The 19,346-nt window shown below is 70.0% G+C and carries 17 protein-coding genes; 9 read left to right on the top strand and 8 right to left on the bottom strand.

Translation table 11 applies throughout. The features are described from left to right. Positions 1–2 precede the first annotated feature (2 nt). A complete protein-coding gene (locus ACIBQ8_RS22150) occupies positions 3–701 on the bottom strand; it encodes a hypothetical protein (protein ID WP_397192863.1) in 699 nt (232 codons plus the stop codon). A 340-nt stretch (positions 702–1,041) separates the two neighbouring features. Here ACIBQ8_RS22150 and ACIBQ8_RS22145 point away from each other — a divergent pair, with 340 nt between their 5' ends. Beyond that, positions 1,042–2,337 (top strand): ABC transporter substrate-binding protein, encoded by a 1,296-nt coding sequence (locus tag ACIBQ8_RS22145; protein WP_397171464.1) that lies wholly within the window; start codon positions 1,042–1,044, stop codon positions 2,335–2,337. A gap of 57 nt (positions 2,338–2,394) precedes the next feature. On the opposite strand, the gene ACIBQ8_RS22140 is transcribed toward ACIBQ8_RS22145, so the two are convergent. The 6 genes from ACIBQ8_RS22140 to ACIBQ8_RS22115 all read right to left on the bottom strand — a co-directional run bounded on the left by ACIBQ8_RS22140 (position 2,395) and on the right by ACIBQ8_RS22115 (position 7,622). Beyond that, on the bottom strand, positions 2,395–2,796 hold the full coding sequence (locus ACIBQ8_RS22140; protein ID WP_397171466.1) for a hypothetical protein: 402 nt from the start codon (positions 2,794–2,796) through the stop codon (positions 2,395–2,397). A gap of 59 nt (positions 2,797–2,855) precedes the next feature. Continuing rightward, entirely contained in the window at positions 2,856–3,653 is a 798-nt protein-coding gene (locus tag ACIBQ8_RS22135) for an ABC transporter ATP-binding protein (protein ID WP_358293829.1), read from the bottom strand. Next, positions 3,650–4,588 carry an ABC transporter ATP-binding protein gene (locus ACIBQ8_RS22130; protein WP_397171467.1) on the bottom strand — a complete coding sequence of 313 codons (939 nt, stop codon included), beginning with the start codon at positions 4,586–4,588 and terminating at the stop codon, positions 3,650–3,652. The genes ACIBQ8_RS22135 and ACIBQ8_RS22130 overlap by 4 nt, the downstream gene beginning before the upstream one ends. Beyond that, positions 4,578–5,576: a branched-chain amino acid ABC transporter permease gene (locus ACIBQ8_RS22125; RefSeq protein WP_352358296.1), complete on the bottom strand. Its 999-nt coding sequence runs from the start codon at positions 5,574–5,576 to the stop codon at positions 4,578–4,580. Before ACIBQ8_RS22125 ends, ACIBQ8_RS22130 begins: the two co-directional genes overlap by 11 nt. Positions 5,577–5,592: 16 nt before the next feature. Then, complete coding sequence (locus ACIBQ8_RS22120) at positions 5,593–6,753, bottom strand: branched-chain amino acid ABC transporter permease (RefSeq protein WP_397171469.1); 1,161 nt, start codon at positions 6,751–6,753, stop codon at positions 5,593–5,595. A 518-nt stretch (positions 6,754–7,271) separates the two neighbouring features. After that, positions 7,272–7,622 (bottom strand): PaaI family thioesterase, encoded by a 351-nt coding sequence (locus ACIBQ8_RS22115; protein WP_387645449.1) that lies wholly within the window; start codon positions 7,620–7,622, stop codon positions 7,272–7,274. 131 nt (positions 7,623–7,753) lie between these two features. Between ACIBQ8_RS22115 and polA the strand changes: the two genes are divergently transcribed. From polA to ACIBQ8_RS22090, 5 genes are all read left to right on the top strand, one after another. Beyond that, positions 7,754–10,444 carry a DNA polymerase I gene (gene polA, locus ACIBQ8_RS22110; RefSeq protein ID WP_397192862.1) on the top strand — a complete coding sequence of 897 codons (2,691 nt, stop codon included), beginning with the start codon at positions 7,754–7,756 and terminating at the stop codon, positions 10,442–10,444. A gap of 162 nt (positions 10,445–10,606) precedes the next feature. Further along, entirely contained in the window at positions 10,607–11,662 is a 1,056-nt protein-coding gene (locus ACIBQ8_RS22105) for a polysaccharide deacetylase family protein (protein WP_397192861.1), read from the top strand. Positions 11,663–11,851: 189 nt separating this feature from the next. Beyond that, positions 11,852–13,333 carry a 30S ribosomal protein S1 gene (gene rpsA / locus ACIBQ8_RS22100; RefSeq protein ID WP_352358288.1) on the top strand — a complete coding sequence of 494 codons (1,482 nt, stop codon included), beginning with the start codon at positions 11,852–11,854 and terminating at the stop codon, positions 13,331–13,333. 796 nt (positions 13,334–14,129) lie between these two features. Next, a complete protein-coding gene (locus tag ACIBQ8_RS22095; protein WP_397192991.1) occupies positions 14,130–16,412 on the top strand; it encodes an alpha/beta hydrolase in 2,283 nt (760 codons plus the stop codon). 99 nt (positions 16,413–16,511) lie between these two features. Then, the gene (locus ACIBQ8_RS22090) at positions 16,512–16,967 is read left to right on the top strand and encodes a GNAT family N-acetyltransferase (protein ID WP_397192860.1); all 456 of its coding nucleotides are present in this window, start codon (positions 16,512–16,514) and stop codon (positions 16,965–16,967) included. Positions 16,968–17,274: 307 nt separating this feature from the next. On the opposite strand, the gene ACIBQ8_RS22085 is transcribed toward ACIBQ8_RS22090, so the two are convergent. After that, the gene (locus ACIBQ8_RS22085; RefSeq protein WP_397171476.1) at positions 17,275–17,847 is read right to left on the bottom strand and encodes a TetR/AcrR family transcriptional regulator; all 573 of its coding nucleotides are present in this window, start codon (positions 17,845–17,847) and stop codon (positions 17,275–17,277) included. A 72-nt stretch (positions 17,848–17,919) separates the two neighbouring features. Here ACIBQ8_RS22085 and ACIBQ8_RS22080 point away from each other — a divergent pair, with 72 nt between their 5' ends. Genes ACIBQ8_RS22080 through coaE form a run of 3 tightly spaced genes read left to right on the top strand, consistent with a single transcriptional unit; the run spans position 17,920 to position 19,338 of the window. Continuing rightward, on the top strand, positions 17,920–18,492 hold the full coding sequence (locus ACIBQ8_RS22080; protein ID WP_397171478.1) for a dihydrofolate reductase family protein: 573 nt from the start codon (positions 17,920–17,922) through the stop codon (positions 18,490–18,492). A gap of 24 nt (positions 18,493–18,516) precedes the next feature. Beyond that, positions 18,517–18,687: a hypothetical protein gene (locus ACIBQ8_RS22075; RefSeq protein ID WP_397192859.1), complete on the top strand. Its 171-nt coding sequence runs from the start codon at positions 18,517–18,519 to the stop codon at positions 18,685–18,687. A 48-nt stretch (positions 18,688–18,735) separates the two neighbouring features. Next, entirely contained in the window at positions 18,736–19,338 is a 603-nt protein-coding gene (gene coaE, locus ACIBQ8_RS22070) for a dephospho-CoA kinase (protein ID WP_397171480.1), read from the top strand. The last annotated feature ends 8 nt before the right edge of the window (positions 19,339–19,346 follow it).

Raw genomic sequence — 19,346 nt, 5'->3', positions numbered from 1 at the left:
CCTCACCCGCCGCCCAGGCCGCACACTCGCAACGAGTACTGGATCAACCGGTCCTGCAGCGGCTTGGGCGGCACCACGATCACCACCCGCTCGGGCCCGCCGTCCACGGTGGCCCGCACCGGGAACAGGAACGCCTTCTTGGCCTCGGCGAAGGCGTGGGGGTCGCAGCGGCCGGGGGTGAGCGTCACCGGCACCTCCGTCCGCTGCTGCCCGCTCTCCAGCACGGCCACGGGCCGCCCGCCGGCCTCCGGCGTGATGATGTAGTGCGTGGTGCCGTCGAGCTCGGTCAGCGTCACCTTGCCTGCGCCGCGCCGGGTGACCACCAGCTTGCCCCGCATTTCCTTGCCCACCTGCTTCCAGTCGGGCCCGAACTCGATGCCGGCGGCCTCCTTGATGAGGAATTCCGAGCATTCGTCCCGAAGCAGGCGGGTCAGCAGCGGGCTGGGGTGCGGCACCTTGAAGACCACCCGGCGCGGCTGCTCGGCGCCGGCGCGGATGTTGGCCACCACGGTGGCGGGCTGAAGCTGGGGCAGGCCCGCGGGCAGGCAGTTGGCCGCGCCGTAGGTGATGCGCAGGTCGGTGCGCTCGGTCCGCCTGATCGTGGCGTCCGTCTTTTCCGGTGGCAGTGTTTTGAACGACGGCGTCACGAGCTGGACGTCGGCGAAATACACGGGTATGCCGCTGGTATTACGGACGGCCACCTCCAGAGCGTGCACGGGCTCGTCGGAACGCCATTGCTCCAGCGTGACCGATACGCCGGCGGGAGGATCCGAGGAAGGCGGCGGGGGCGGCGGCGACGAGGCGCACCCGGCAAGAAGGACCGCCGTGACTAGGACAGGCGTAAAACGCTTCACCCGTCGCACATTAAGCCTGCTAGCGCAGGTCCGTAAGTTGAGGACTGATTACGACTCCGCATCCAAGTGCCGACAGTTCACCCCGCCATCTGGTTCGAGTACACGGCGATTTTGTACGTTTCCGTCATTCGATCGGGAGCGCTCGGCGGTGCTGACGATCCCGGCCTGGAAATGAAGGAGACACTTCATGATCCGCATTGCTCCCGTGGGGCGGGCGCTGGCTGTCGTGGCCGCCACCAGCTTGGCCCTGACGGCCTGCGGCGGTGGCGGCAGCAACACCGCCACGCAGTCCTCGCAGCCGGCCGCGCCATCCTCGTCGGCTCCCGCGGCCAAGGGCGACGGCACCCTCACGATCGGTACGCTGCTGCCCCAGACCGGTTCGCTCGCCTTCCTCGGCCCGCCCGAGTTCGCCGGCGTCGACCTGGCCATCAAGGAGATCAACGAGGCCGGGGGCGTGCTGGGCAAGCCCGTCACCAAGTACGACACCGACTCGGGCGACACCACCACGAACATCGCCTCGCAGTCGGTGGACAAGCTGCTGGCCCAGAAGGCCGACGCCATCATCGGCGCGGCGTCGTCCTCGGTGTCGGAGTCGGTGATCGACAAGATCACGGGCGCGGGCGTCATCCACTTCTCGCCCGCCAACACCTCCGACAAGTTCACCACGATCGAGGACAAGGGCCTGTACTTCCGCACCTCGCCGCCGGACAAGCTGCAGGGCCGCGTGCTCGGCGACCTGGTGGTGTCCGACGGCAACGACACCGTCGGCATCCTGGCGATGCAGGACTCCTACGGCACCGGCCTGGCCGACCAGGTGCAGAAGACGGTCACCGACGGCGGCGGCGAGGTCGTCGAGCGCGTGGACTACGACCCCAAGGCCGCCGACTTCTCCGCCGACGTGGCGAAGATCAAGGCCAAGAACCCCAAGGGCATCGTCATGATCGGGTTCGAGGAGACCGCCAAGGTCATCCAGGAGCTGGTCAAGCAGGGCCTGCCGGCCGACAAGCACAAGTGGTACATGGTCGACGGCAACACCTCCAACACCAACTACGTCAAGATGCCCAAGGGCACGCTTGAGGGCGTCAAGGGCACCATCCCGGGCGCGGCCGCTCCGGAGGAGTTCCAGAAGAAGCTCCTCGGCATCAACCCAAAGCTGGAGGACTACAGCTACGCCCCCGAGTCCTACGACGCGATGAACCTGCTCGCCCTGGCCGCCGAGGCCGCCAAGAGCGACGCGGGCACCGACATCGCCGCCAAGCTGGCCGAGGTCAGCAAGGGCGGCGAGAAGTGCAAGGACTTCAAGAGCTGCGACGACCTGCTCAAGGCCGGCAAGGACATCGACTACGACGGCGTGAGCGGCCCGGTCGAGTTCAACGACGCCGGTGACCCCGCCGTGGCCACCATCGGCATCTACCAGTACGGCAAGGACAACAAGTACGCCACCAAGGCGCTGGAGTACCGCACCGGCAACATCGCCGGCTGACCGGCCTCCCGCAGCACCTCTGAGAAGGGCCCGGTCCGCGCGGACCGGGCCCTTCCGTCATGCGCAGCCGGCCACGATCTGGTCGGCGGCGGCCCGGTACTGCCGCAGCAGCGCGACCTGCCGCGCGTGCGGCACGTCGTTCCTGGACAGGCCCGCGGTGGCCGTCTCGACGCTCTGGACGGCGGCGTGCAGCGAGGCCGGCAGCCGGTCGCCGAACTGGAGGGTGATGCCGCGCAGCTCGGCCAGCCGGCCGATGACGGCGTCCTCGAAGTACTGCTGCTCCTCCTGGCCCTTCGGCCGCAGCATCAGGTCGGCGTAGCCGATGGCCGAGACCACGCGCGCGCACGGGCTGTCGGTCGGGTCGCCGCCGGTGCTGTACCGCTGCGCCGAGGAGGCGTCCTCCTGGCAACCGACGAGCAGGACGGGCAGGACGAGCGCCACTGTCAGCATTCGTTTCACAGCGTTCATTAAAAAACGGAGAAGGGACCCCGGGGGAGCCCCTTCTTCGTTCGATTCGGTTACGCCTTGGCCAGCGTGCCCAGGTACAGCTCGATGACCTTGGGGTCGTTGGCGAGCTGCCTGCCGGTGCCGGTGTAGGCGTTGCGGCCCTGGTCGAGCACGTAGCCGCGGTGGCAGATCTGCAGGCAGCGGCGGGCGTTCTGCTCCACCATGATCACCGTCACGCCCGCCTTGTTGATCTGCTGGGCCTGGATGAAGACCAGGTCCTGGAGCTTGGGCGACAGGCCCGCCGACGGCTCGTCCAGCAGCAGCACCGACGGCTCGGTCATGAGCGCCCTGGCCATGGCCACCATCTGCCGCTCACCGCCGGACAGGGATCCCGCGCGCTGCTTGCGCCGCTCCTTGAGGGCCGGGAACAGCTCGGCGACGAACTCGAAGCGCTCCTTGAACTTGCCGGGCACCTGGAAGGCGCCCATCTCCAGGTTCTCCTCGATGGTCAGGCTGGGGAAGACGTTGTTGGTCTGCGGGACGTAGCCGACGCCGCGGGAGACCAGCGAGTGCGCCTTCATGTTCGTGATGTTCTCACCCTTGAGCAGCACCGTGCCGCTGCGGATGTTGACCAGCCCGAACATGGCCTTCAGCAGCGTCGACTTGCCGGCGCCGTTGGGGCCGATGATGCCGATCAGCTCGCCCTCTTTGACGTAGAGGTCGGAGCCGTTGAGGATGTTGACGCCCGGCAGGTAGCCGGCGATCAGCTCGTCGCACCGCAGCACGGCGTCTTCGGCGCCTTCCAGGTGCGCGGCGCGGTCGGTGACGGCCGCCTGCGACTCGGGGGCGGCCTCGGGGGCGTCGCTCACTTCTGCGTCTCCTCTTCGATCTCGGCCTCCAGAGCCGCCTCGGCCTCGTGGAGCTGCGACTCCAGTTCGGTGTCCGAGAGCGGGGCGTCGTGGTGGGCGCCGAGGTAGGCGTCGATCACGCGCTCGTCCGACATGATCGTGTCGGGCGGGCCCTCGGCGATCACGGCGCCCTGCGCCATGACGATCACCCAGTCGCTGATGTCGCGGACCATGTCCATGTCGTGCTCGACGAACAGCACCGTCATGCCCTGCTCGCGCAGGTCCTTGACGTGGCCGAGCAGCGACTGGGTCAGGGCCGGGTTCACGCCCGCCATGGGCTCGTCCAGCATGACCAGCTCCGGCTGGACCATGAGGGCGCGGGCCATCTCCAGCAGCTTGCGCTGGCCGCCGGACAGCGAGCCGGCGAAGTCGTCCCGCTTGGCGCCGAGCTTGAAGCGTTCGAGGAGCTCCTCGGCGCGGGCGGTGATCTCGTCCTCCTGGCCGCGCCACATCGACGGGATGAGCGCCCGCCAGAACGTCTCGCCCTTCTGCCGCTGGGCGCCCAGGCGCATGTTCTCCATGACGGTCAGGCGGGACAGCGCCTTGGTGAGCTGGAAGGTGCGCACCATGCCGGCGCGGGCGACCTTGTGGGCCGGCACCCCGCTCATGCTGCGCCCGTTGAACGTCCACGAGCCGGAGTCGGCGGTGTCGAAGCCGGTGAGCTGGTTGAAGAACGTCGTCTTGCCGGCGCCGTTGGGGCCGATCAGCGCGGTGATGGAACCCCGCTGGATCTCGACGTGGGCGACCTCGACCGCGGTCAGGCCGCCGAAGCGGCGCACGACGTTGTCGACGGTGAGGATCGGGTCCGGCTTCGGCACGCCCGGGTCGCGGGCCAGGTCCTTGAAGGCGGCCAGCGCCGCGGCCTTGCGCTCGGTGGCCGTGGTTTCAGCGTGCATTGATTGCTATCTCCCTCTTGTCGCCGAAGATGCCCTGTGGCCGGAAGATGAGCAACAGGACGAGACCCAGGCCGACCAGGATCCAGCGGACGGCGCCCACCTGGTTCGTGTCCATGAAGGTGATGATCCCGGCGCCGACGGCCTCGGACAGCACGCCGTAGATCAGGACGAGCAGCACCCAGAAGATCGACGCGCCCACGACGGGCCCGAGCACGCGGGCGGCGCCGCCCAGGATGACCATCGTGTACGCGTAGAACGTGGTCTCGGTGCCGAAGATGTCCGGCTGGACCGAGGCGTAGGCCAGGCCGTAGATGAAGCCGCCCAGGCAGCCCACGACGCCGCCCAGGATGAGCGACTGCATCTTGTAGGAGAAGACGTTCTTGCCGAGGCTGCGCACGGCGTCCTCGTCCTCGCGGATGGCCTTGAGCACGCGGCCCCACGGGCTCTTCATCAGCAGGTAGACCAGCCCGCAGCACAGGGCGATGAGCACCCAGCCGACGGTCAGCACCCACAGCACCCGGTGGTTGAAGAACAGGGGGACCGAGCCGAGGTTGAAGCCGTACTGGCCCTCGGGGTAGGGGTTGAGCGCGTAGAAGCCGTCGGAGAAGCCGCGCTGGCCGTCCGAGCCGCCGAAGACGCTCTTGAACGCCACCGAGCGGAACACCAGCCGGACGATCTCGGCCGCCGCGATCGTCACGATGGCCAGGTAGTCGGCGCGCAGCTGGAGGGTCGGGATGCCGAGCAGGATCGCCAGGAGCACCGCGGCGAGCAGGCCGACGATGATGCCGACCCAGAACGGCAGGCCCATGACGGTGACGGTGACGGCCAGGCCGTAGCCGGCCACGCCCATGAACGCCGCCTGGCCGAAGTTGAGCAGGCCGGTGTAGCCGAATTGGATGTTGATGCCGATCGCGGCGAGCGCGTACAGCACGGTCTCGACGCCGACCGCGGACTTCAGCGTCGTGCTGATGATCGTGATCCAGTCCATTCTGATCCTCCCCCGATCAGCCGATTCGCTCGCGGCGGCCCAGGATGCCCTGGGGCCGGACGAGGAGCACGATGATGAGCACGACCAGCGCGCCGACGCTCTTGAGCTCCGGCGGCACCCACAGGGTCGAGACCTGGATGAACAGGCCGACCACCAGCGAGCCGACCAGCGCGCCGAAGGCGGTGCCGAGCCCGCCGAGCGTGACGCCGGCGAAGATGAGCAGCAGGATGTCCTGGCCCATCGTGTACTTCAGGTTCTGGGAGAGCCCGAGCATGATGCCGGCCAGCGCCGCGATGGCGCCGCCCAGGGTCCAGATGATCCGGATGACCCGGTCGACGTTGATGCCGGACGAGGCCGCGAGCGCGGGGTTGTCCGACACGGCCCTGGCCGCCTTGCCGGTACGGGTGCGCAGCAGCGCGAAGCCGACCAGGAGCAGCACGGCCAGCTCGATGCCCATCGCCACGAAGTTCTTGGGCGCCGCGGAGATCGGCCCGAACTGGACGCCCGGCTGGGCCGTGTACTGGGCGTAGGCCTCGTTCTGGCCGCCGAAGAAGATCAGCATGACGTAGCGCATGACCAGCGCGACGCCGATGGAGACGATCATCATGGCGACGATGCCGGTGCCCCGCCTGCGCAGCTGGCCCCAGAACAGGCGGTCCTGGGCGTAGCCGAACGCGCCGCCCAGCGCCACCGCGAGCACCGCGGCGGGGATGAGATGGAGCCCGAAGCCCACGTTGAACATGTAGGCCAGCACCGCGCCGAGCGTGACCAGCTCGCCGTGGGCGAAGTTGGTCAGGCCGGTCGTGCCGTAGATCAGCGACAGGCCGAGCGCGGCCAGGGCGATGATCAGGCCGAGGTTGAGCCCTTCGAAGGCGAGCTGCGCCGCGGTGTCCCAGAAGGTGGCCGCCCCGCTCTCCTCGTCTCCCTGGGGCTGGCCGGCGACGCCCTTGGCCTGCAACGCGAACAGCACGGTCGAGCAGTTGCCCTCGAAGACGGTCGGGGTGCGGACGTTGCTGCCACCGCGCACCTCGGCGTTCTTCGGAAGGGAGTTCGGGTCAAGGGTGACCTTGAACTTGCCCTTGTCGGTAGGAACTTCCCACGTGCCCTGTGCGTTTGTTGTGACCTCCTTGACGGGTTGTCCGCCCTCGGTGGTCACGGCGATTTTGACGCCGTTCACTGGCTGGCCTTGGAGTTTGAGCGTCCCCTTCAAGCCCTGGCATCCGGCCGGCCCCGCCTGCGCGGGACTGGCCAGCAGGAAGATGAGTCCACCCAGGAAGGCCGTGAACGCGATCACGGCTCTGCGCAATGGTGCTCCCTCAAATAGGTCAAGGCGGGGTTGTACCCCTCCATCTCGACACGCGCGCATCGCAGGCACAACTGGGATGCAATGGCGGGAGCTTATTCCGCAGACGCCCGTTTCAGCATGGTTCGTCACCAATTAGTGACATGCGTGTGCCACACATGTGAGCAAACAACGCGGCAGGTCAGGGGCTAAATGAGGGAAGACGCCTGGCCGGGCCGAAAACGAAACGGTAACGATGGGGAGAAAACGTGAACGAGCCCGCGGAGCGGCCTTTGGGGCCATGTAGGGCTTCCCCGGCCGTACACGTTATCTACCGGGCCTCCCCGCGGGCTCTGTTCGGACAACCGTAGCGATCGATGGGGCCGCTGCGCAAAGGTTCGGTCAAAGTGACGTCAGGGGCGCTGGTCGCGCAGCATGCACGTCAAGCGGGAGGTGCACACCCGCCGTCCCTCCTCGTCGGTGATCTCGATGTCGTACGTCGCCAAAGTGCGTCCGCCGTGCAACCTCGTCGCGACCCCCGTCACGTACCCGGAGGTCGCCGAGCGGTGGTGGGTGGCGTTGATCTCGATGCCGACGGCGATGCGGCCGGGGCCGGCGTGGATCGCCGCGGCCACCGAGCCCAGCGTCTCGGCCAGCACCGCCGACGCGCCGCCGTGCAGCAGGCCGTAGGGCTGGGTGTTGCCCTCGACCGGCATCCTGCCGACGACGCGCTCGGGCCCGGCCTCGACGAACTCGATGCCCATGCGGTGGGCCAGCGTGCCCTCGTGCACCGCGCCGTAGGCGGAGAAGTCGAGAGGATCGGTCTGCGTCAAGGGGATGTCTCCACTCTTCCGAGCTCGGGTTTTCTGTCGTTGACGCAGACTAGGCTGCGTACGTGCCGAAGAGTGAAGTGACCCCCAGCCGCCCGTGCCTGTTGCTGCTTGACGGGCATTCCCTGGCCTACCGCGCCTTCTACGCGCTCAAAGACGCCAACCTCATGACCACCGACGGTCAGCACACCGAGGCGGTCTACGGGTTCACCTCGATGCTGACGAACATCCTGCGCGACGAGCAGCCGACGCACGTGGCGGTGGCCTTCGACCGGTCGGAGCCGACGTTCCGCCATGAGGAGTACTCCGACTACAAGGCCAACCGGAGCGAGACCCCCGAAGACTTCCGCGGCCAGATGCAGCTCATCTACGAGCTGCTCGACACGCTGCGCATCCCGCATCTGTCCAAGGCGGGCTTCGAGGCCGACGACCTCATCGCCACCCTGGCCACCCGCGCGGCCGCCGAGGGCATGAACGTCCTGATCGTCACCGGCGACCGCGACGCCCTGCAGCTCGTCGACGAGCACGTCACCGTGCTGATGACCCGCCGCGGCATCAGCGACATGACCCGCTTCACCCCCGAGGCGGTCGAGGAGAAGTACGGCCTGACCCCGGCCCAGTACCCCGACTTCGCCGCCCTGCGCGGCGACCCCAGCGACAACCTGCTGTCCATCCCCAGCGTCGGCGAGAAGACCGCGGCCAAGTGGGTGCGCGAGTTCGGCTCCCTCACCGCGCTGGTCGACCGCGTCGACGAGGTCAAGGGCAAGGTCGGCGACAAGCTGCGCGAGCACGTCGCCCAGGTGCTGATGAACCGCCGCCTGACCGAGCTGCTGCGCGACGTGCCGCTCGACGTCGCGCTCGGCGACCTCACCCAGGGGGCGTGGGAGCGCGAGGAGATCAACAAGCTGTTCGACACCCTGCAGATCCGCGGCGAGCTGCGCGAGCGCGTCTTCAAGGTGCTCGGCACCGGCGAGGCGGAGCCCGAGCAGGGCTTCGAGGTCGAGACCGTCATCCTCGGCCCCGACCGGGTGGCCGGCTGGCTGGCGGCGCTCCCGCAGGGCCGCGCCGGGCTGGCCTTCAAGGGCTCCTACGGCAGCGGCTCGGGCCGCATCGACGGCATCGCCGTCGCCTCGCCCGACGGCACCGCCGCCCACATCGACCCCGTCAAGCTCACCGAGGCCGACGAGGCGGCGCTGCGGGCCTGGCTGGGCGACGAGAGCAGGCCCAAGGCCGTCCACGACGCCAAGGGCCCGATCCTGGCCCTGTGGGCCCAGGGCATGGAGCTGCGCGGCCTGAGCTGCGACACCGCGCTGGCCGCCTACCTCGCCATGCCGGGCCAGCGCACGTTCGCGCTTGAGGACCTGGCCAGGCGCTACCTCCACCGCGACCTGCGGGCCGAGGAGGAGTCCGGCGGCCAGGCCGCCCTGTTCGGCGACGACGAGGACGCGCCGGCCAAAGACCTCGCGCTGCGCGCCCACGCCGTGCGCGAGCTGGCCGACTCCCTGGAGGGCTTCCTGGCCGGCCGCGGCGGCACCCAGCTCCTGGCCGACGTCGAGCTGCCGCTGCTGTCGGTGCTGGCCGGGATGGAGCGGGCCGGCATCGCCGTCGACAGCGAGTACTTCGCGGGCCTGGAGGCCGAGTTCGGCGCCGCGGTCAAGCACGCCGTGGAGGAGGCCCACCGCTCCGTCGGCGAGCAGTTCAACCTGGGCTCGCCCAAGCAGCTCCAGGAGATCCTGTTCACCCGGCTCAACCTGCCGAAGACCAAGAAGATCAAGACCGGCTACAGCACCGACGCCGACCAGCTCGCCTGGCTCGCCACCCAGACCGAGCACGAGCTGCCGACGATCATGCTGCGCCACCGCGACCAGCAGAAGCTGCGCACCACGGTCGAGGGCCTGATCAAGGAGGTCGGCGACGACGGGCGCATCCACACCACGTTCAACCAGATCATCGCCGCCACCGGCCGGCTGTCGTCGGAGAAGCCCAACCTGCAGAACATCCCGATCCGCACCGCCGAGGGCCGCCGCATCCGGCAGGGCTTCGTGGTCGGCGAGGGCTACGAGCGGCTGCTGACGGCCGACTACAGCCAGATCGAGCTGCGCATCATGGCCCACCTGTCCGGCGACGAGTCGCTGATCGAGGCCTTCGAGTCCGGCCACGACTTCCACCAGGCCACCGCGGCGCGGGTGTTCGACCTGCCGCCCGAGCAGATCGACAGCGAGCTGCGGGCGCGCATCAAGGCGATGAACTACGGCCTGGCCTACGGCCTGTCCGACTTCGGCCTGTCCGGGCAGCTCAACATCCCGGTCTCGGAGGCGCGGGCGCTGAAGGAGGAGTACTTCACCGAGTTCGGCGGCGTGCGCGACTTCCTGCAGGCCATCGTGGCCCAGGCGCGCACCGACGGCTACACCGAGACGATCATGGGCCGCCGTCGCTACCTGCCCGACCTGACCAGCGACAACCGCCAGCGCAGGGAGATGGCCGAGCGCATGGCGCTCAACGCCCCCATCCAGGGCTCGGCGGCCGACATCATCAAGGTCGCCATGCTCCACGTCCACCAGGCCATCGCCGAGGAGGGGCTGGCCTCGCGGATGTTGCTGCAGGTCCACGACGAGCTGGTGTTCGAGGTCGCGCCGGGCGAGCTGGAGACGCTGCGGCAGCTCGTGTGCGACCAGATGAACGCCGCCTACCACCTGCGCGTCCCGCTGGAGGTCTCGGTGGGCGTCGGGCGTACGTGGCAGGACGCCGGCCACTGACGATGTTTATCCCGACACGGCGGGGCAGTCCGACATATCGCGAACGGCGAGGCCCCGCCGTCTCCGGGGCATCTCGTCTACGCTGAAGACAGTTTTGGCCGAGATGCCGGGAGATTTGTGCGGGTACCAGCGTCCTATACGCGGATCATCGCAATCGCGAACGTGGCCGTGGTGAGCGTGGCCGTCGTGGGGCTGAGCCTCTTACCCGACGGTGACACTCCTACTACCCAGGCGTCGGCCCGGGTCGGCGTGATCGCCCCCGTCTCACCCCCGCAGGGGCAGCCGCAGGACACCTCCCAGCCTCCCGGCGTGGTCGCCACCCCCGACTTCGCCCGGCAGGTGCGCGCCAACGAGGCGGGCCTGGTGCCGGTCATCATGTACCACCGGATCCTGCGCAAGCGCGTGGCCTCCATCGACCGCACCCCCGGCCAGCTCAGGCAGGAGCTGGAGAAGCTGGCCAGGCAGGGCTACGTGCCCATCACGGCCAGGGAGTTCGCCACCGGCGACATCCGGGTGCCGGCCGGGCGGTTCCCGGTCGTGCTGACGTTCGACGACGGTCATCCGAGCCACTTCGCGCTCGACGACTCGGGCAACCCCAAGCCCGACACCGCCGTCGGCGTGATCCTCGACGTGGCCAATCGTTACCCCTCGTTCCGGCCGGCCGCGACGTTCTGGATCACCCGTGAGCCGTTCGGGCTGCGCGACCAGGAGCGGCAGGCGGCGGCGGTGCGGTGGCTGGTCGATCACGGCTTCGAGGTCGCCAACCACACCTGGTCCCATCCGGACCTGCGGCGGCTGGGCAAGAAGAAGGTGCGCGAGCAGATCGTCCGGCTGGAGCGCCTGCTCAAGAAGCTCGGGGCGCCGCCGGACAAGACCCTGGCCCTGCCGTACGGGTCGGTGCCGCGGCCCAAGAAGCTCGCCCGTACCGGCTCCTGGGACGGGACCCGCTATGATTTCGCGGGCGTGTTCCTCGCCGGGGCCCAGCCGTCCCTTTCGCCCTTCGCGAAAAACTTCGACCGTGGGGCGATCCAGCGGATCCAGAGCAACGGCAAGCGGGGAGAGTGCCGCAAGTGGTGCTCGCAGTACTGGCTGGAGTGGCTGAACAAGCACCCTGGCGAGCGCTACGTGTCGGACGGCGACCCCACGCGGATCTCCGTCCCGCGCAAACTACGGGGTAATATCAACCCCAAGCGGGAGTCCCAGATCATCGCGTACTGATGTGCCTCCGGATTGACCCCGCGGCCAAGGTCTCATATGCTGATCGCTGCGCTGTGGGCTCGCGCGCGCCTCAGACGGAGCGGGCTCGCGCTCGGTCACGTCGATGTCGTAATTCCTCGGCTTGATGCGGAAGAGGGCCTGCCGCGCACGCCACATCGACATCTGTCCGCGTTCGGAGCAATTCCACACATGACGTCCAGCACTGAGGCCACCTCGAGCACCCCGCAGGTAGCGGTCAACGACATCGGGTCCGAGGAAGCCTTCCTCGCCGCGATCGACGAGACCATCAAATACTTCAACGACGGCGACATCGTCGAGGGCACCGTCGTCAAGGTCGATCGAGACGAGGTCCTTCTCGACATCGGCTACAAGACCGAGGGTGTCATCCCCTCGCGCGAGCTTTCGATCAAGCACGATGTCGACCCTGCTGACGTCGTGGAGGTCGGGGAGCACGTCGAGGCCCTTGTTCTCCAGAAGGAGGACAAAGAGGGCCGCCTGATCCTGTCCAAGAAGCGCGCGCAGTACGAGCGCGCCTGGGGCACGATCGAGAAGATCAAGGACGAGGACGGCATCGTCACCGGTACCGTCATCGAGGTCGTCAAGGGTGGTCTCATCCTCGACATCGGCCTGCGCGGCTTCCTCCCCGCCTCCCTGGTCGAGATGCGACGGGTCCGCGACCTGCAGCCGTACGTCGGCCGCGAGCTCGAGGCGAAGATCATCGAACTCGACAAGAACCGCAACAACGTGGTTCTCTCCCGCCGCGCCTGGCTGGAGCAGACGCAGTCCGAGGTTCGCCAGACGTTCCTCAACACCCTGCAGAAGGGCCAGGTCCGCAAGGGCGTCGTCTCCTCGATCGTCAACTTCGGCGCCTTCGTCGACCTCGGCGGGGTCGACGGTCTGGTCCACGTGTCCGAGCTGTCCTGGAAGCACATCGACCACCCGTCCGAGGTCGTCGAGGTGGGCCAGGAGGTCACGGTCGAGGTCCTCGACGTCGACATGGAGCGCGAGCGCGTCTCCCTGTCGCTCAAGGCCACGCAGGAAGACCCGTGGCAGCAGTTCGCCCGTACCCACCAGATCGGCCAGGTCGTGCCGGGCCGCGTCACCAAGCTGGTGCCGTTCGGTGCGTTCGTCCGGGTCGAGGAGGGCATCGAGGGCCTGGTCCACATCTCCGAGCTGGCCGAGCGCCACGTGGAGATCCCGGAGCAGGTCGTCCAGGTCGGCGACGAGATCTTCGTGAAGATCATCGACATCGACCTCGACCGTCGTCGCATCAGCCTCTCGCTGAAGCAGGCCAACGAGGGTGTCGGCACCGAGGTCGAGTTCGACCCGACCCTCTACGGCATGGCGGCCACGTACGACGACCAGGGCAACTACATCTACCCCGAGGGCTTCGACCCGGAGACCGGGGAGTGGCTCGAGGGCTTCGACAAGCAGCGTGAGGAGTGGGAGCGGCAGTACGCCGAGGCCCAGACGCGCTTCGAGGCTCACCGCAAGCAGATCGAGGAGGCCCGCAAGGCCGAGGCGGAGGCCGGCGAGGCCGCTCCCTCGTCCTACAGCGGCGAGACCGCTCCTCCGTCGGGCAGCTCGTCGTCGGCTCCGGCCAGCGGCGCGCTCGCCTCTGACGAGGCGCTCGCAGCCCTCCGCGAGAAGCTCGCGGGCGGCCAGAGCTAAGGCTCAGCCTTGAAAAGCCCCGCACGGGTTACCCGTGCGGGGCTTTTTCATGCCCTCTTCTCCGGGACGGGCGTGGGGTCCCAAGGGGCTTCCGTGACGCCCTTCGCCTCGGCGTTCCGGAGCCTGCCGCCCAACTCGCGGCCTTGTCGAACCACCTTGCCCGGTACGCCTCAGGCCCGCGTAGGCGGCGCGCCCTGGCCGCTCCCCTCGGCAGCAGCCCGCTGCTGAGACGCAGCCGCACTCAGTGAGGCCGTCGGGGCTCCTTGCGGCGGGCTCGGAGGGGCCGCGCCGGAGATCGAGCAGTGGACGGTGTCGCACAGGGCTGGCGCGCGGCCCACCGCGAGGCCCGCCCGCATTCGTCGCCATCCCTACCCCGGCGGGCCCGCCGCCTCCCTCCCACCATCACCCAAGCCGTCACCGCCGCCCTGCGCCGGCACAGTGGCGTATGAGCGTGCGGTCATCGGGGTGGCCGTCAGCTTCGTTTCACTCGGCCGGCGCCGCCAGGTCCTCGCCGGCTGAACCCGCTTGAGAGTGGTCTGCGGGTGTGGCGACTGCCGCATGGCCCCTGAGAGGGTGATACGCCCGATCTGTCTTTTCCGTCCTCTGGCCCGAGCGGGGTTCTCTAAGGGGTCGGGGAGTCGGTGGCACGGAGAATCGCCGAGCGGGCGCGAGATTTTACCCATCGACCTTTTACGACTTCTCTACCTGCGAAGACGGCCGCTGGGAAACTGGCATGCGGCTGGAGGTACGAGCGTTCGGGGGCGATGCGGTGCGTATGGTTCGGCGCGTGATCCCGATGGTGGCGGCGGTCACCGTCCTGGTCCTGGCGGCAGGCGGGGGAGTCGGGCAGGAGATGCGCCTGATGGCCTCGCCGACCCCGTGGCCGGAACGCGACGCGACCGAGCTCGCGGAGCCGCGACCCGAGACCGCCTGGCCTGAGCAGCCGCGGCAGGGCACGGCCGGATCGTCCGGGGCGGAGCTGGGGTCGGCCGGATCGACGGCGTCCGAGCTCGGGACGGCCGGGTCGGCAGCATCGGAGCTCGGGTCAGCCGGAGCAGCCGGGGCAGCCGGCGCGGCGGGGGCGGCAGGGCGGGAGCTGGGGGCGGCCGAGCCGGGGGCGGCGGGTGGGAAGCAGGGCGTCGCCGGGCGGGTGCGGCCGGTGCCAGGGCGGGAGACGCTCGCCTGGTCCGAGTGCGGTGGCGGGCTGCGGTGTGCCACGTTGCCCGTCCCCGCCGACTGGGCCAGGCCGCGCGAGGGCCGCGTGACCGTCCGGCTCGCCATGGTGCCCGCCCAGGACCCGCTGCGGCGGCTCGGCGCGCTGGTGGTCAACACGGGGGCCGAGTCGGTCGTACGAGAGGTCGCAGCGCGGCCGGACACCGTGGGCGAACTGGCCAGATGGTTCGACGTCGTGCTGGTCGAGGCGCGCGGGGCCGGGGATGGGGGGCACGCGGGGGCGTGCCCCCGACCCCGGCCGGACCCGGCCCGGCTGCAGGTGTCCGAGGGGCGGACGGCCTGGCGCGCGTTCGCCCGGGACAACGCCGTCTACGACCGGGCCTGCCGCGCCGCGCTCGGGCCCGCCTACGCCGGGCTGACGTCCTGGCAGGTCGCCCACGACCTCGATGCCGTACGTGCCGCGCTGGGGGAGTCGCGCCTGCGCTACCTCGGCAACGGCTACGGGAGCGTGTACGGGCAGGCGTACCTGGAGCTGTTCCCCGGCCGGGCCGGGCGGATGTACCTGGAGGGGCTGCCCGACCACACCGAGACCGGGCTCGAACGGCGACTGCTCGCCCATGCCCGCGCCCAGGAGCGGCAGCTCGGGTACTTCCGCGACTGGTGCCGGAACCGTCCCGGTTGCCCGCTCGGCCGCGCGGACGCCGTCCGGGTGTTCGACGGCCTGGTCAGGCGCGCGCCGCTGCGGCTGGGGGGCGGCGGGCGTACGGTGAGCGGGCACGAGATCGCCGCCGCCGTATGGGCTGGCCTCACGCCCGCACGATGGCCGGCGCTCGCCCACGCCCTCTCCAGCGCCCGTACGGGCGACGCCACGAGCCTAGCCGCCCTCCTCCCGGCCCAGCCCCCACAGCCCACCCCTCCCGGCCCAACAGCGGCCACCCCTGGCGCAGGACAGCCGGCCCCCGGGGGTACGGCGGGAGCCCGCCTGGGCGCTGGCCAGGTGCCTCCCGGCCCGATGGGGGCAGTCCCCGGCGCGGGACTGGTGCCTCCTGGTACGGCGGGGGCAGCTCCCGGTGCGGGACAGGCGGCCCCTTCGGGGATGGCGGGAACACCCCTTGGTGCAGGGCAGACGCCTCTCGGAACGGCCGCGACCGGGCCCTCTGAGGCGCTGCCGGGGAGGCCGGGGGCGACGCCTCAGAGGATGGTGGGGGCGACCCCTCGGGGCGGGGCGGTAGTTCCTGGAGCGGCGGTTTCTGACACGGCGGCTCCTGGAGCTGTGGCCCCTGGTGCCGCGGCCCCTGGAGTGGCCTCCGGAGCGGTGACCCCTGGAGTGGCGGATGGAGGCGTCGTGTCCGGTGCGGGGGCGGCGTCAGGGACGGTGGGGGCGGTGCCGCAGCCTCGGGAGGCGGTTCCCGGTGCGGTAGGGGGAGTGGCGTCGGAGGTGGGGACGGAGAGTGCTGAGGGGGTCAGGTGGTGTCATGACTTCGGGTTGGCGGTGCCTGGTTATCGACGGTTCCTCCAGGTGGAGGCGCTACTGCGGAAGGAGGCCCCGCGGGTGGGGTGGCTGAGCGGGCGGGCGGAGGTCGGCAGGTGCCTGGGGGTGGCGCGCTCGCCGGGCTGGGCGCCGCACTCGTTGGCGGCCGGGCTCAAGGTGCCCCCGGTGCTGGTCGGCGTGGGACGGCTGGACAACGAGACCCCGTCCTCCGGGGCCGCCCGCGTGGCGGCGCAGATCCCCGGGGCCAGGGTGCTGTGGCACGGGGACGGGCAGGGCGCGTACCTGGCGCAGGGCGTGAGCAGGCTGCGCGCCGCCTGCCTGCGTACGAAGGTGCACGACTACCTGGTCAACGGCGTGCTGCCGAAGCCGGGCACGTTCTGCCCGGGCGAGCTCACGGCGGGCAACGCCCCCTAGCAGGCAGGCGCGGGAGGAAGGACCGGGGCCGGGAACCAGGATGCCGGAGGGCCTGGAAGTCGGCGGTGGCGGTGGGAAGGCAGCAGATAGGGTGCTGGCGTGAAGATCGAACGGGCGGTGGCGGCGGACGCGGGCGAGATCCTCACCCTGCAGCGGGCGGCGTACGTGAGCGAGGCCCAGCTCTACGGCGACCCCTACATCCCTCCGCTCGTGGAGTCTCTGGAGCAGGTGCGCAAGGCCGTCGAGACGGGCGTCGTCCTCAAGGCCGTGGACGCCGGCCGGATCGTCGGCGCAGTGCGTGGGCAGGTGGCCGGCACCACCTGCCTGGTCGGGCGGCTCGTGGTCGCGCCCGACCGCCAGGGCCAGGGGCTCGGTACGGCGCTGCTCGCGGCGCTGCACGAGCAGGTTCCGGAGGCGGGGGCGTTCGACCTGTTCACAGGGCATCTGTCGGAGGGGAACCTGCGGCTGTACCGGCGGCTCGGCTACCGCGAGACCCGGCGCGAGCGGATGGACGACCACCTCACCTTGATCCACTTGCGCCGCAGCCCGGCCTGATCGTTTCCCCGGCGCGGCCTTCCCCGCGACGGCGCAGTCCCTACCCCGCCCTCGCAAACCGACAAGGGCGAGGCGCCCCGGCGAAGAACGGTGGCATGGGCGCTTCGGCCCAGAACGGCGTCGCGGGCGCTCCGGCTCAGAACGGCGGTGCAGGCATGCCCGCTGTCTGCGCGGCGAGTCCGGCGGCGTCTTGGCCACGGGCGCGCAGGTCTTCCACTTGGGCCAGTTCGCCTCGCCCGACGCCGCCTTCAGCAAGCTCCCCGCCCGGTAACCCTGCCCGGGCCGGGACCGATCGCCCCGGGCAGGGTCAGCCGTTCAGTGACCTTCGTACGGCGGCGTCCACGAGCTGGTGGACCTCCTGCTCGCTGAAGATGTCCGGCAGGGTCAGTCGTTCGACGATGAGCCAGTTCAGGGCGAGGTAGAGCAGGACCACCGAGGTCGAGTCGCCGGGCAGGCCCGACGTCGCGTGGTAGCCGATGTTGGCGTCGATGTCCTCGCGGATGCGCTTGGTGAGCACGGCGCGCAGCTCAGGACGCCGGGTGGACTCCAGCCGCAGTTCGAGCAGGGCCAGGTAGCCGGAGTTGAAGGCGGTGATCCGGTCCACCAGCTCGTGCATGAGCTCGGCGTAGCGGGTCTCGTCCTGGACGCCTTCCTGGCCGCGGGCGAGCGTGGCCGCGTCGGGCAGCAGGCGTTCGTAGATGCGTCCGCCTGCCTGGGTGAACAGGTCGTCACGGCTGGCGAAGTAGTTGGAGGCCGTGCCGGGAGGCACGGCCGCCTCGGCGTCGACGGCCCGGAACGTCAGCCCGCGCGCTCCCTCCCTGGCCAGCACCTCGATGGCCGCGTCGATCAGCGCCTGCCTCCGCTCGGGGTTCTTCCGCACTTGACACCACTCCAGACGTAGTACTACGTTCAAACCACTCCACTCATAGTACTACAGCGGGAGTTGCTGCGAATGCGAAAGCTCGTCTACTACATCGGCGTGTCCCTCGACGGCTACATCGCCGGGCCCGGCGCCGAGTTCGACTTCTACCCCGTGTCCGCCGAGATGGCCGAGTGGATCAACACCCGCTATCCCGAGACGCTGCCCACCCACATCCGCCGGCTCGTCGGCCTTGAGGGCGTGCCCAACAAGGTGTTCGACACCCTGGTGATGGGCCGCGGCACCTTCGAGCCGGCCCTGGAGGTGCCCACCACCAGCCCGTACTCCCACCTGCGCCAGTACGTCGTCTCCAGCACGCTGACGATCGACGACCCCACGGTGCACGTGGAGAAGGGCGACCCGATCGAGCTCGTCCGGCGGCTGAAGGCCGAGGACACCGGCATGGACATCTACCTCTGCGGCGGCGGCAGGCTCGCCGGCTCGCTGCTCCCGGAGATCGACGAGATCATCCTCAAGCGCTACCCCGTGGTGGCGGGGGCGGGCATCTCCATGTTCTCCGGCCGCTTCAGCCCCACCCTGTTCACCCCTACCAGGCGCGAGTCCTTCGACAACGGCGCCCAGGTCACCTGGCTCACCCGGGCCTGACACACACCCCCGAGGAGGAAACGTATGCGAATCAAACTTCCCGCCACGATCACCCAGGCCAGGTCCGGCCGGCCGGCCCGCTCTCCGGAGCGGCACGACCAGCAGCCGCGCGACCTCAAGCCCGCGGGCCGGCTCACGGGCCCGGCCAATCTCTCCCGCCGCCCGACCGCCGCGCCACGCCGCGGCGGCTACTGAGCGAGCCGCCGGGATGACCGGGTACGCCGGGATGGGTAGTCTTTTCCGGTGCTGAAGATTGGGCTCACCGGCGGCATCGGCTCCGGCAAGAGCGAGGTGTCCAAGCGGCTGTCGGCCAGGGGCGCCGTCGTCATCGACGCCGACAAGATCGCGCGGGAGGTGGTCGAGCCCGGCACGGTGGGGCTGTCCCGGGTGGTGGCCGCGTTCGGGGAAGGGGTGCTGCGCCCCGACGGCTCGCTGAACCGGGAGCGGTTGGGCTCGGTGGTCTTCGCCGACCCCGACCGGCTGGCCGCGCTCAACGCCATCGTGCATCCGCTGGTGGGGGAGCGGGTGGCCGAGCTGCAGGGCCAGGCCGCCGACGACGCGATCGTGGTCTACGACGTGCCGCTGCTCGTGGAGAACAAGCTGGCGCCCATGTACGACCTGGTGATCGTGGTCGACGCGGCCGACGAGGTGCGCATCCGGCGCCTGGCCGACCATCGCGGCATGCCGGAGGCCGACGCCAAGGCCCGCATCGCCGCCCAGGCGAGCCGGGAGGACCGCCTGGCCGCCGCCGACCTGGTGATCCCCAACGAGGGCTCGCTCGACGACCTGGAGGCCCGGGTCGAGGAGGTCTGGCACGAGCTCGTCCGCCGCGCCGCCCGCGGCTAGCCGACCGC

The sequence above is a fragment of the Nonomuraea sp. NPDC049646 genome (assembly GCF_044465525.1).
Lineage (GTDB): Bacteria > Actinomycetota > Actinomycetes > Streptosporangiales > Streptosporangiaceae > Nonomuraea.
This window is presented reverse-complemented; position numbering and strand designations above follow the sequence as displayed.

Bases quoted from the DNA above. Each gene is read 5' to 3' on its own strand.
- ACIBQ8_RS22145 (WP_397171464.1), top strand. From the start codon at position 1,042: ATGATCCGCATTGCTCCCGTGGGGCGGGCGCTGGCTGTCGTGGCCGCC.
- ACIBQ8_RS22130 (WP_397171467.1), bottom strand. From the start codon at position 4,588: ATGCACGCTGAAACCACGGCCACCGAGCGCAAGGCCGCGGCGCTGGCC.
- ACIBQ8_RS22125 (WP_352358296.1), bottom strand. From the start codon at position 5,576: ATGGACTGGATCACGATCATCAGCACGACGCTGAAGTCCGCGGTCGGC.
- ACIBQ8_RS22115 (WP_387645449.1), bottom strand. From the start codon at position 7,622: ATGGGCATCGAGTTCGTCGAGGCCGGGCCCGAGCGCGTCGTCGGCAGG.
- rpsA (WP_352358288.1), top strand. From the start codon at position 11,852: ATGACGTCCAGCACTGAGGCCACCTCGAGCACCCCGCAGGTAGCGGTC.
- ACIBQ8_RS22095 (WP_397192991.1), top strand. From the start codon at position 14,130: ATGGTGGCGGCGGTCACCGTCCTGGTCCTGGCGGCAGGCGGGGGAGTC.
- ACIBQ8_RS22080 (WP_397171478.1), top strand. From the start codon at position 17,920: ATGCGAAAGCTCGTCTACTACATCGGCGTGTCCCTCGACGGCTACATC.
- ACIBQ8_RS22075 (WP_397192859.1), top strand. From the start codon at position 18,517: ATGCGAATCAAACTTCCCGCCACGATCACCCAGGCCAGGTCCGGCCGG.